The sequence below is a fragment of the Brasilonema bromeliae SPC951 genome (assembly GCF_012912135.1).
Classification (GTDB): Bacteria; Cyanobacteriota; Cyanobacteriia; order Cyanobacteriales; family Nostocaceae; genus Brasilonema; species Brasilonema bromeliae.
This window is the reverse complement of sequence record NZ_QMEB01000203.1, coordinates 1-12,677: the sequence shown is the minus strand read 5'-3', so window position 1 is coordinate 12,677 and position 12,677 is coordinate 1. Positions and strand designations below refer to the sequence as shown.

The 12,677-nt window shown below is 42.6% G+C and carries 9 protein-coding genes; 4 read left to right on the top strand and 5 right to left on the bottom strand.

Annotation, left to right across the window (positions count from 1 at the left end):
• Positions 1 to 174 precede the first annotated feature (174 nt).
• Positions 175 to 1,257 (bottom strand): cytochrome c oxidase subunit II transmembrane domain-containing protein, encoded by a 1,083-nt coding sequence (locus tag DP116_RS21620; RefSeq protein WP_169157130.1) that lies wholly within the window; start codon positions 1,255 to 1,257, stop codon positions 175 to 177.
• A gap of 677 nt (positions 1,258 to 1,934) precedes the next feature.
• Here DP116_RS21620 and DP116_RS21615 point away from each other — a divergent pair.
• The 4 genes from DP116_RS21615 (at position 1,935) to DP116_RS21600 (ending at position 4,820) form a co-directional block, all read left to right on the top strand.
• Positions 1,935 to 2,897, top strand: coding sequence for a COX15/CtaA family protein (locus DP116_RS21615; RefSeq protein WP_169157129.1), 963 nt, complete (start codon positions 1,935 to 1,937; stop codon positions 2,895 to 2,897).
• Positions 2,898 to 2,970: 73 nt separating this feature from the next.
• Complete coding sequence (locus tag DP116_RS21610) at positions 2,971 to 3,927, top strand: heme o synthase (protein ID WP_169157128.1); 957 nt, start codon at positions 2,971 to 2,973, stop codon at positions 3,925 to 3,927.
• Between the two features lie 339 nt (positions 3,928 to 4,266).
• A complete protein-coding gene (locus tag DP116_RS21605; protein ID WP_169157127.1) occupies positions 4,267 to 4,485 on the top strand; it encodes an HVA1 family protein in 219 nt (72 codons plus the stop codon).
• A gap of 5 nt (positions 4,486 to 4,490) precedes the next feature.
• Positions 4,491 to 4,820: a DUF3140 domain-containing protein gene (locus DP116_RS21600; RefSeq protein ID WP_169157126.1), complete on the top strand. Its 330-nt coding sequence runs from the start codon at positions 4,491 to 4,493 to the stop codon at positions 4,818 to 4,820.
• Positions 4,821 to 4,920: 100 nt separating this feature from the next.
• Here DP116_RS21600 and DP116_RS21595 read toward each other — a convergent pair whose 3' ends face one another.
• The 4 genes from DP116_RS21595 to DP116_RS21580 all read right to left on the bottom strand — a co-directional run.
• Positions 4,921 to 6,015 (bottom strand): hybrid sensor histidine kinase/response regulator, encoded by a 1,095-nt coding sequence (locus DP116_RS21595; RefSeq protein WP_169157125.1) that lies wholly within the window; start codon positions 6,013 to 6,015, stop codon positions 4,921 to 4,923.
• Between the two features lie 208 nt (positions 6,016 to 6,223).
• Positions 6,224 to 7,444 carry an EAL domain-containing response regulator gene (locus DP116_RS21590; RefSeq protein WP_169157124.1) on the bottom strand — a complete coding sequence of 407 codons (1,221 nt, stop codon included), beginning with the start codon at positions 7,442 to 7,444 and terminating at the stop codon, positions 6,224 to 6,226.
• Positions 7,422 to 10,343: a PAS domain S-box protein gene (locus tag DP116_RS21585; protein ID WP_169157123.1), complete on the bottom strand. Its 2,922-nt coding sequence runs from the start codon at positions 10,341 to 10,343 to the stop codon at positions 7,422 to 7,424. The genes DP116_RS21590 and DP116_RS21585 overlap by 23 nt, the downstream gene beginning before the upstream one ends.
• 422 nt (positions 10,344 to 10,765) lie before the next feature.
• On the bottom strand, positions 10,766 to 12,677 hold a 1,912-nt coding region (locus DP116_RS21580), incomplete at its 5' end, for a glycoside hydrolase family 10-like protein (RefSeq protein ID WP_169157122.1).

Below are 12,677 nucleotides of genomic sequence, written 5' to 3'. Positions count from 1 at the left end.
AGATACCAAGTGAGGGAAACCCTCATCAAGTACTGGCTCCCCAACGCGCTGGCTCCCCTTGGAAAGGGGGGCTATTTTATTTATTTACGCCTTTGGAAAGGGGGTCGCCACAGGCGTTCTGATCTTATCCGAACCATATTGAGAAGTCAGGAGTCAATTGCTAATTACTAATGACTAATGGTGAATTTGATGTAGCATTTCTGGATGAATTCCCATATGGCTGGTATGAGGAGCGAGAAATTCATCTGGGGTTAGGACAGCCGGATTAACAGCAACTGCTTGCTTGAGTTCATCAGCGCTAGCAACTTCCTGTTCTTGGATCCACTGTTCAAATTCTTCTGGCTTTTGAACAACAACTTGTGTCCTCATCGCACCGTGGTAAGGACCACACAGTTCGGCACAGATGAGCGTATAATCACCTTCTTTGTTGGGTGTAAAACGAATCTCACTTTGCCGACCGGGGATCACATCCTGCTTCAAGCGAAACTCTGGTACCCAGAAGGCATGGATAACATCGTTCGCTGTCATATTCAATTGCACTTCGCGCCCGATGGGAACGTGCAGTTCACCAGAAGTGACTTCAGTGTCAGGGTAGGTAAAAATCCAGGCGTACTGCAAACCCGTGACATTCACCACAAATGCAGGTGGTTTTCCTTCATTTTCAGGTGTAGGTCCAAGGCTAGGAGCAACACTTCCTACACCAGGGGCATTCCGCTTTTGAGGAATTTGGTCAGCATTGCGGACTGCTGCTGTCGCAGGGTCTTGCATTGCTTCATCAGATTTTTCCTGATTTAGGTTAGGTTCTGTGCTGGGGGGAGTATCGCTTAAAGTTGCGGCGATCGCTGCCCCAGGCATGTTCATGACTTGTGACGTCATTGGGGCTTCATGGATGGCATGGGGGCTGAAGCCGCCCATTTCGTTGTAAACGTCGAAGCTGTAAACAGAAATGCCAATAACAATAACTGTTGGGATCGCTGTCCAAAGGATTTCTAGTGGTACATTGCCATGTACTGGCGGACCATCTGCATTATCACCAGCACGCCGACGATATCTGATAGCAGAGTAAATTAAAACACCTTCTACGAGCACAAATATACCTACGGAGACGGTCATCATTGTGTTGAACAAACCGTCTACTAACGGGGCTTCGTCAGAAGCTGCTGTTGGTAGTAGACCATGATTTTGACCGTACCAGAGGCTGACTAGGGTCAGCCCGATGCCTATAAGTAACGTCCAGATGGAACTTGGGATTTTCACGGTTTTTTTGAGTTAACGGCTTTACTATATTTGACTGAGCAGTTTACTCACTTACTACACTAGTCCAGCCTAAGAGATATGTTGGGGGAACGCATGAAAATTTTATTAATTTTTAGGCTGATTTTTGGGATCTTGAACAGAATCTGTTTCTCGGATGTGTCGAGTGGTGGATGTCGATTCGGGAAAAAATTTTATAACTGGTTAGCATGAATCAATGCCAAACCAGAAAAAACTCACCTTCCCAGGGCTTTCACACTCTGGCTTAATTTCGGTGAATTCTGGTTCTAAGTTCTTCGCAATCGTCTCAAAAAACATAGGGGTGTAGGGGTGTAAGGGTATAAGGGTGTAGGGGAGCCAGTACTTGATGAGGGTCTCCCTCACTTGGTATCTGGTGAGACCAGCGCTGCAGGAGGGTTTCCCTCCGTAGGCGACTGGCGAACCCGAAGGGCGTGAAAAAGCTGTTTCTTTCATTTGTAGCGGGTGGTACGCCTTTGAGTGTGCCTGCTCACAACTTAAAAATTCCCTAAAGCTTCAGGCAAAAAGTAGCTATGGTGATTCACAGTATAGTGAGAGCCAGTCTCGAACCTTAGTTGTACGCTAGGGTGGGAGATGGATCGGTACTGACAAATGGTTGAAACGTAGACAGAATCAAAAAGAGCGGCAAAAGGTATCTTTACATGAGCGAATTTGTTCTAGAACAACAAAACATCACGACTGCGCCGCCGCAGGTTCCACAGGAACGAATTCGTCGCTTGGTGTGGAGAATGTGTATAGCCACTTTGATTTTGATGGCAATAGGCAGTGCCACCCGTGTGATGAATGCTGGACTTGCTTGCCCTGATTGGCCCTTGTGTTACGGGGAACTGGTGCCAACCAAGCAAATGAATTTCCAGGTTTTCTTGGAGTGGTTTCATAGGTTGGATGCGGCGTTAATTGGTGTCAGCGCGATCGCACTCGTTGGAATGTCCTGGTGGTCTCGTCGCTCTTTACCCAGATGGCTGCCTTGGGCATCCACATTCGCGCTATTTTTAATCGTTTTCCAAGGAGTCTTGGGCGGACTCACGGTTACTGAACTTTTGCGGTTTGATATTGTAACCGCTCACTTAGGAACAGCGCTGTTATTTTTCACAACCTTACTAGTCATCGGTACTGCACTTACCCCTTACCAGCCAACTGGAACTGTAGGTAACTTGCCTTGGGTAGGTTTAACAGCAGCTATTTTGGTTTATCTACAAAGTCTACTAGGTGCTTTAGTCGGCTCTCGTTGGGCACTACACCAATGCTTTGGCACATCCCAACTTTGTACTGTGATGTACAGTCATATCGCTGGCATAGTGCCTCCAACAGTGGCAACATTGGCAGTGGTATTTCTTTCATGGCGAACACCAGCACTGCATCCTGCATTACGACGACTAGCAAATATCGCTGGTGGATTGCTTATTGTACAGCTCCTGATAGGAGTTGCCACTTTTCGGTTACATCTTCAGGTCGAACCACTGACTGTCTCTCACCAAGCAGTAGGAGCAGCTTTGCTTGGTACTTTAGTGTGTTTCACAGTTCTTGCACTGCGCGACTGGGTTCATAAGCGTGGGCTCAATGCTAACAACGTGACTATCAACGCAAACACAGCAAGAGAATAACCCACTGAACAGTCAACAGTACCAGCCGTAGTGAACAGTTATTTAGGTTTGAAAAAAAGGAAATAGTGCCAAAATGATTGAGACTAATGTCTCTCGCCACCATCAAACATTTCTACAGGTTATTCAAAGCTACTACCAGCTGACGAAGCCTAGAATTATCCCTTTGCTACTTATTACCACTGCTGGAAGTATGTGGATTGCAGCTAAGGGAGAAGTAGACCCACTGTTGTTACTCGTTACACTTACTGGTGGTACTTTGGCAGCTGCAAGTGCCCAGACGATTAACTGTGTCTACGACCGAGATATCGATTATGAAATGGAGCGCACACGTCATCGCCCTCTGCCTTCAGGTAAAATACAGTCGCGCGATGCTCTGATTTTTGCTAGTGCTTTAGCTGTCATTTCCTTTACATTGCTTTACGTATTTGCCAACTTACTAGCTGCACTGCTAGCAATGTCAGGGATTGTATTTTATGTCCTGATTTATACGCACTTTCTCAAGCGACATAGCACTCAAAATATCGTTATTGGTGGAGCAGCAGGCGCAGTTCCGGCTTTGGTAGGTTGGGCTGCTGTCACTGGTACGTTAAGCTGGGGAGCATGGGTAGTATTTGCGATTGTCTTTTTGTGGACACCGCCTCACTTCTGGTCTCTTGCTTTGATGATTCGGGATGATTACGCAAAAGTTGGCGTCCCAATGTTACCCGTCATTGCAGGAACTACGCCTACGGTGCGACAGATTTGGTTATACACCCTAGTTACAGTAGCAGCAACATTTTCATTGATTTATCCTTTGCAAATCAGTGGAATGATTTACGGAGTCATTGCTGTTACCTTGGGAGCAGTTTTTATTTACAAAGCTTGGCAATTACTGCACAATCCAGAAGACCGTAATTTAGCCAAAGGATTATTTCTCTATTCCATCTCATACATGATGTTGTTATGTCTAGGTATGGTAATTGATAGCCTTCCCATCAGTCATCATGTCATTAATGTTGTGGTAGATAAGGCGCATCTACTGATAGGTTGATTTCTACTCGTTGTGAAAAACGAGGATTCTAAACTGTTGTTGCTCCGCGAGGCTTTTAGTCGCACGGAGCAACTTTGTTTCATATGCAGTAACACCAGTTCATATTTAGTCAATTATGCACCGTTTGAATAACACGATTTACTGGACAGGTTCCCACAGTAACGCCGCCAGCGGTAACAACAGACCAAACCGAGAACACATTTTTGCAACGCAGATATCTGGTACGGGGTAGCCCTTTCAACAGAGGAATTTACCACTTTTTATGTCAATAGAAAGATTAATTCTTCTGATAGTCCAAACATAATTAACGGGTGGAAAACATCAAGCAGGAAAAAACCCGTGACTGACGAGTTGAAAAAAGGCGACAAAGTGAAGTGGAATACATCGCAAGGTGAAACCACAGGTGAAGTGGAAAAGAAACTCACCTCACCTACACAGATTAAAGGACATCATGTCGCCGCCTCAAAAGATAACCCAGAGTACTTGGTTAAAAGTGACAAAACTGGAAAAGAGGCAGTTCATAAACCTGATTCTTTAGAGAAAATCGAGGAGTCATGAACGTTATGAGTAAAGATGTCAAATCAGTGATTGACGAGTTTTACTCCTCAGTTAATATGACAGCAAAGGAACTTAAATCTTGGCTAGAAACTAAGGAGTCAAAATCGGTTGGACAAAAAGAAGGAGATGATGAATCTATCGGACATAAATCCGGTAGGCATATTGTCGAACTACTACAAAATAAAAAAGATGACTACACTGATGATGAGATTTCACACATGAAAAAAGTCATTAGTTATATCCATCGTCATTCAGCTCAGCAACCTGATGGTGATATTGAGCATACTCACTGGCGTTACTCTTTAATGAATTGGGGACATGACCCCCTAAAATGAGAGGTTAGGAGTTATAAAAGTGCAAAACTCCTGAGAACCAATAAATATACCAGCGCAAAAAGACTAAAATATTCAACGGTGGGTACGACTTTGAGTAGGCTCAAATACACGGAAGCACGACTTGGATAACCGTTTTTTCTCCTAGCTTACTGTGAATACGCAGTTCCCCTCCGTATAACTCAACTATACGTTTAGCGATGATTAAACCCAAACCTGAACCTTGTTGTTCATAGAGTTGGCGCTCAAATTGTCGGTATGCTCCCAATTCAGCAATTTGAGCGGCTGTCATACCTCGTCCGTAGTTGCTAAGTGAGATAATCAGTTGATTGGTAACTGCAGTGCTTTTTAGATAAACTTGTGTTCCTGATATTGAAAACTTAAAGGCATTATCAATTAATTCTTCAAAAATTTTAGAAAGTCTTGTTTCGCAAATTTGTACACAACAAGGGCTTTGTAAATTGACTTGGAAATCTGTATAACGTCCTGCTTGTTGAGCTTTTTCGGTAATTAATTTTTCCAACGCCATTGAAGGGAAAACAGTTTTATGGCTTTCCAAGTTTTTCATGCGTTGTGGGTCTGTTGATATCATTTCGAGTTCTGTGTATAACAAGAAGTTCTGAACTAACCTGTGTAAGCGTTTTCCCGATTTATGAAGACCTTCTGCCATCTCAAAAATTTCATGCCGAGAAAGGGTATCGGCTTCTTTCATTAAAAGTTCTGAAAAACCCAAAATACCGTTTAGTGGTGTTCTCATTTCGTGAGGAAGAGACATGGTAATACTACTACGCAAATCATCCAGCCTTCTTTGTGATTGCTGACGAATAGCAACTTGTTTTTTTAATCGGGAAGAAATTGCAGCGATGAGTTCTGCGCGGGTAAAAGGCTTTGTTAAATAGTCATCAGCTCCCAATTCCATCCCTTGGCGTAAGTAAGTTTTCTCAGTTTTAGCTGTTAAAAAAATCAACGGAATCGTTGCTGTTATAGATTGTTGACGTAATGTTTTTAAAACGCCATAACCATCTAGTTCTGGCATCATGACATCACAAATAATCAAGTCGGGGATTTCTTTTTGAGCTAACTTCACACCAAGCTGACCATTTTCTGCAGCAATGACATCAAAATCCTCATAGGTTAGTAATTCCAAAAGATTCTGTCTGACATTTGTCTCATCTTCTATGACCAAAATTTTATACATATTCAATAAAGATTAATTATTGAAAGTTAGAGAGTTTTTTTGATTTAATTGACTACTATTTACCGCACTTTACTTGGTTCTTAGTAGTTTTTGACATGGCTGATTAAAATATCAATTGTCAATTATCAATTGTTTTTCTAACGATCATTTCTATCTCCAATTGATAATTGATAATTGATAATGCGTGATTGACATTGACTAACAAATATTATACGTTTGACAGATTCAACCGTTTGTTAGCAAATAATATTTTTTCAAATTCTCTTGCTGGTAATGGATGGCTAAAGAAAAACCCTTGTATTGCATCACATTTATGTTGACGCAAAAAAGCAAGTTCTTGTTCCGTTTCCACACCTTCAGCAACTATATGAAGGTTAAGATTATGCGCCATTTGAATCAATGCCGTTGTAATGACTGCTTTCTGTGAATCATTAGCAATACATTGAATAAAATATCGATCAATTTTTAAGGTATGAATCGGTAATTGCTTCAAGTAAATCAAAGAAGAATATCCGGCACCAAAATCATCAATCGCAATTTTGACTCCAAAAGAGTGGATTTCGTTCATAGTAGAAATCGCTTGATTGATATCTGGCATAATGATGTTTTCTGTTAACTCTAACACTAAGCTATCTGGAACTAAATTATTTGCCAATAAAAGATGAATAATTTTTTGACTAAAGTTAGGTTGCTTTAATTGATTTCCCGATACGTTAACTGCTACGCGTAAGTCTGTGAATCCTTGATTATGCCAATTTTTTATTTGTTTACAAACTTTATTTAATACCCAATCACTAATAGGGAGAATTAAACCAGTTGATTCTGCTAAAGGAATCAGTTCTGTGGGAGTAACCATTCCTAATTCTGGATGCTGCCAACGTAATAAACTTTCAGCACCGATAATTTGACCAGAATGAATATCGACTATAGGTTGGTAGTAAACCAGAAATTGCTCAAACTCCTCCCGTTCTATAGCACGACGCAAATACATTTCCATCATCTGTACTTTGGGAGAGAAAGTCTGGGCGTCAAATTTGGTAGAGACTTGCTTTGCCAAAGTTGCTTTCTTCGCTAAGCGGCTTGTGATCGCATTTAATAGTTCAGTACGAGTAAATGGTTTCGTCAGATAGTCATCAGCACCTAAATCCATCCCTTGACGAAAGTCAGCCCTAGCAGATTTTGCTGTGAGAAAAATAAATGGAATACTTGCTGTGACTGGTTCTTCACGTAATGTCGTCAAGACACCATAACCATCAACTTCTGGCATCATTAAGTCGCATAAAATTAAATCAGGAATTTGAGAAACTGCTAAATCTAATCCAACGCGTCCATTGGCAGCAGCAATAGTATCAAAATCTTCTGCGGCTAATAAATCTATAATGTTTTCTCGTACTAGTTTTTCGTCTTCAATGACTAAAATTTTGGTCATGGCTTGCCTCTGATGGAACGTAATTGTTTAACGGCAGAGTTACAGTAAATATAGTTCCCAGCCCAATTTCACTTTTTACCGTAATTTCACCATGATGGGTTTCCACGCAGTTTTTTACAATTGCTAGTCCTAGCCCCGTGCCTTGGATGTTACCTACATTTGTAGCTCTGTGAAAAGAATCAAACAGGTGAGGTAAGTCTGCTGGTGGAATACCTATTCCTTGGTCTTGAATTGTAAAGACTGCTCGGGCATGATGAAACGTCAGAGTAAATCTGACAGTAGTACCCGTTGGAGAATACTTAATTGCATTCGAGAGTAAATTACCAAGAATATGCCCTAGCAATTTTTCATCCATACAGCATGGCATGGAATCAGATTGACTACTAAAGTTGATTGCATGTTGATTATTGACATTCAGTTGTAATTCTTCCACGAGATAATGGCAGTATTCAACTAAATCAAAGGGCACAGGTCTAAAATCTAATTTTCCTGCCTCCACTTTCCCAATCACTAAGACATTGTTTAACATATCAGTCATACGCTTGACTGAAGTTTGAATGCGATGCAGGTGAGACAGTTGTTTTTCCTCAGTCCATTTATGGCGGTAGTGTTCTAACAACTCTGATGAAGAAAGAATAGTGCTCAGCGGCGTACGAAATTCATGGGAAGTCATTGAGACAAAGCGAGATTTCAGTTCATTCAGTTCTTTTTCTTTATGCAGCGAAGCTTTTAATTCCTCTTCTAGTTGCTTACGTTCTGTGATGTCCAGCCAGTAACCGACAATTTCCAATGCATCACCAGCGTTATCCTGCACGAGCTTTGCTTGATCGTACATCCAGCGATATGTGCCATCCTTGTGCAAAAAGCGGTACTCGTGACTATTGTGCCCTTGCTCAAGAACTTTTGACACCGCTACAAGCGCCTGCTGTAAGTCTTCTGGGTGAATATGACTAGCCCAAAACCTGGAAGAGGCAGTAAATTCCTGTGCTTCATACCCCAGTGTCGCGATAACGTTTGCGCTCATAAACGTAATGCTATGCTCGCTGTGGATCTTGCTGCTATAAATCACACCAGGACTAGAAGAAAGTAAATATTGCAACCGCTCTTGCGAAACTAAGAGCGCCACCTCTGCCTGCTTGCGTTCTGTGATATCACTTTGAATACTAATGTAATGAGTAAATTGACCATGATTATCATAAACCGGGGAAATACTGACTTCATTCCAGAAGAGTGTACCATATTTGCGGTAGTTACGTAAAACTACGGTGCAACTTTTTCCTTGGGCAATGGCATCGTGTAACTCGGTCATACCCGGTTGATCGATATCATAATCGTGGAGAAAACTGTAGTTTTTCCCAATGACCTCCTCTACAGAATAACCAGTGATTTCCTCCAATGCTGAGTTAGCATATATGATCGGCGAGCCTGGCATTGTGACATCAGCAATGATGATGCCATTACTGCTAGCGGCGATCGCGCGATCGCGCAGTTGTAAATTTTCTTCTGCTTGTTTGCGCTCAGTAATGTCTTCAAAAGTACCAAGAACCCCCACGACATTCCCTTCATGATCATGAAGTGGGATTTTACTCGCCTCCAGCCAAGCTTGTTTGCCATTCTTTCGGATGTGGCGAAAGATAATGTCATATTCGGGCGTATCAGTCTGCATCACTCTGTGATCAGATTCGCAGTAGAAATCTGCCTCCTGTTCGTTCACGACTAAATCATAGTCAGTCTTGCCCACAACATTTTCTGCACTCTCAAAACCAAACATTTTGGCAAAGATGCGATTACAACCTAAGTACACGGAAGCTGTATTTTTCCAGAAAATACCTTGGGGGATGTTGTCCATGATCAACTGCAACATTTGCTGCGATTGGCGCAGTTGCTCTTCTGCATACAGGCGATCAGTCATTTCAAAAATCAGCTGCCGATTCATTTCTTTGACAGCCCTTGTTCGTTCCTCAACTCGCGTTTCTAACTCTGCGTTGACCTGCTTTAGTTCTGCCTGTGCCTGTTGTAATGCTGCTTCTGTCTCTACATGTTCAGTAATATCTATAGAGCAGCCAATGTAACCAACAAAGCTGCCATCAGACGCAAATCTTGGAACGCCTATGTTGATCAGCGAACGACACTCTTCATCTGGACGCAAATAACGACAGGTATACTGGAAACGTTGATGGTTTTTGAATGCTGCTTGGTATGTATCCCAACAGTGCTGTTTATCTTCAGGATGAATTCCTTCTACACAACCTTCACCTAGCAACTCTTCCAAAGGACGTCCTGTAAATTCTACACAGGATTGATTGACAAATGTGTTCAAGCCATTAGCATCCTTCATCCAAATGAGTATTGGTAACTCATCTGCCAGTTTGCGGAATTGCTCCTCACTCTCACACAATGTCTCAGTAGTTCTTTTTTGCTCGGTAATATCTTCGCAGCTCTTAAACGTGCAGCAATGAGACGAATTTGATACAATGTCCCGCGCCTGTTGTTCTATGACTTGACAAATCGTCTCATAAGTGCATAATCCAACGAGTTGACCTTGCTCATCAATGAGTGGTACACAAAACAAATTATATTGCCGTAAAAATGACAGTATAAATACTACACTAGGAATCTCAGAATATTTTAGTGTTGGTACCGAAGTTCTCATGACTTCAGACACTTTGGCAGTCTGTAGGTTGACGTCTGAGAATAGAAGGTGTAATGCATCATGCTCTGTAAACCACCCTACTATCTGCAAATTCTCAACTATCAACACACACCTTGTTTGCCGTTGATGCTTCTTCATCAGAGCAATGACATCTGATAAAAGTGTTTCAGGTGCAACAGTTAGGGGAAAAAAGTCAATTGCAGAATCTAATGATGGCAGTGAAATCAATTGAGCAAAGGTGTGCATAAATGTTTGCAAGAATCTCTTAGCACAAAATAGTTTTCTATCTATTAAGTTATGTATTGAACAGGAAACAACTCAGAAGGAGGTAGCGCTGGTGTATCTCGTAGTGGGTACGGCCACGGCTACGCGAACAACAGACGCACTCGTCGCATTTGCACACGCAATGCTTTGGCTTATGCTTCCCGAACGTCGCTGCGGACTATAGTTACGTTGTTCGTGCGTAAGTCCTGGTGTATTTTCATTTTTACCTTGTCTATCGCTAAGATCTTGCGTATATTCCCTTAAAAAAGTGAGGATTTATACTATATTTCTGCTTCATATATATTAACAGAGGCAAGCCAGTGCACTGCTTCTTGGTGAACCAATACGCTTCACTCAAGAAGTTAAGTAGGGTAGGCATTGCAATGCTCACCTTACTTAACTCCCTAGCGGTGCAACTGTACCCGTTCTCCATAACGCAACAACTTCTCTATCGTGGCAAGACGGTTTTCCCAAACTCTGACTTGATATGGATTTTCCAACGCTTGTAGACGCATCCACTCTCTAAATCGAGACTGTAAGGTTAAAAGCGATGTTCTTGCTGTTGCCAACTTACTATTGTCTGGGTTAATAGCCAGCTGATTTAAAGCACTTTGCACAACTTCTGCTTGAGAATTAAAACTTGAAAGCGTTGTGGAAGTTATTCGTAGCTTGTTATTTTGCTGTGCCAACTTCCACTCACGTTGTAAAGCAGTGTAACGAACCCAAGCAGTTTGAAAAGGTTGGCGGTGGGGAATAGGTTCTTTTTGTGCGCGTTGAGCGCTACCTTGAGTATTACTAAAAACTTGGTTGAGGTCATTGGTGAAATTTTGTGCAGCAAACAAAGCATAACCAGCAACAGGCAAGTCTCTAACTAGTTGAATTTGATCGAATGCTCCGACTGTTTGCAAAGAAAGTAGGCGAATTCCTGGTACCACCAGGGAAGAACCCAGTTGTGTAGAAGTTGTTATCCAAGGTTGTGCCAGTCGCTCAAAGCGCGGGGTATCTTGGGCATAAGTCATAGGCACAATTAAATCGATATCACCGCGCCTTGCCCAAACTTCCCAGTGCTGCTGTAGCTTTTGAATGCGTTCTTGTTCTGGAAGGGGAAATACAGCAGCTGATAAAATCAAGTTCGGTCGCTTTTGTCGCAGTTGTTGTGACACTTGAGCAACAAAGCTATCAATTTGCTGAGTACGAAATTCTGTCCACTTTTGCCACAGTTGCTGTTGCTTTGGAGAAATCTTCGCTGGATCTGTGCCAGTCAGTTGTTGAAACTGCTCTCTAGCCGCCTTCCCATAACCGTAAGTCCGGTTAGCACCTGGATCTTGGAAGGGATAGCGAATGTAGTCTAGTTGTAAACCATCCACGTCATAGCGACTGACAATTTCCTCATACAAGCTGAGCAAGTACTGCCGTACTTGAGGATTCGCTGGATCAAAGAATGGTTTACTCTGTCCAGAAGGAATCATTTGACCGCGATTATCATAGCCAGCCCAATCCGGATGAGCCGCAAGTACTGGTCCTGGGTAATTAGGATTTATATTGAGGAGTTGATTGTGACGTTGATTACCAGCGGCAAAAGCCCAAACCCAAGCGTGCAATTCTATACCCCGCTCATGAGCTAACTTAACACCAGATGCTAGTGGATCCCAACCACTAACTAAAGGGTTTTGCTGGGGTGTAATCTTGCTGGGATAAATGGTGTAGCCAGCATTAACCGTTTCAAAAAATATGGTATTAATCCCGGCTTGCGCTATGCGATCAAAAATCTGAGCCAGTCCCTGCTCGTTCCCCGCACGGATAATCGTTCCTCGATCAAGCCACATTGCCCTGATTTCTGGTTGAGCTAACCTCTTATTCAGAGGAAATTGGTTCCACAAATTCCCTCTTGCTATCAACCATTGCTGACGAGCCTGAGCATAGTTTTTTTCTGCAATCAAGTCGGGCAGGTTTTTCACAACTTCACGAGCAGCATCTAAAGCTTGTTCTGTGGTAGGAACTGCTACCCCAGGTCTTGTTGATGCTACCTGTGCCTGTTGCGTCTTTGCTAACGCTGGATTGTTAGGATTTTCAGAAAGAGCCAGTGCTGCTAAATTGGCACTCTCGACTCTACCAATAAGATTCTCTAGCTCATGCTGATAGGTGAGCACTTCAGTTCTGCTAATCGGTGCTTGTGAGTTAGGAACAACATCAAACCGCACTTTTTGTTCAAGTTGGTCAATCGCCTCCTCTGATTTTGGAGGTGTGATGCTGGGAATAGGTCTGGGTTGAGGAGCTGTGGCAATTTTGGGAGCAGATGGGGGAGGTGGGGGAGAT

Coding starts and splice junctions, on each gene's coding strand:
- DP116_RS21615 (WP_169157129.1), top strand. CDS start 1,935: ATGAGCGAATTTGTTCTAGAACAACAAAACATCACGACTGCGCCGCCG.
- DP116_RS21610 (WP_169157128.1), top strand. CDS start 2,971: ATGATTGAGACTAATGTCTCTCGCCACCATCAAACATTTCTACAGGTT.
- DP116_RS21600 (WP_169157126.1), top strand. CDS start 4,491: ATGAGTAAAGATGTCAAATCAGTGATTGACGAGTTTTACTCCTCAGTT.
- DP116_RS21595 (WP_169157125.1), bottom strand. CDS start 6,015: ATGTATAAAATTTTGGTCATAGAAGATGAGACAAATGTCAGACAGAAT.
- DP116_RS21590 (WP_169157124.1), bottom strand. CDS start 7,444: ATGACCAAAATTTTAGTCATTGAAGACGAAAAACTAGTACGAGAAAAC.
- DP116_RS21585 (WP_169157123.1), bottom strand. CDS start 10,343: ATGCACACCTTTGCTCAATTGATTTCACTGCCATCATTAGATTCTGCA.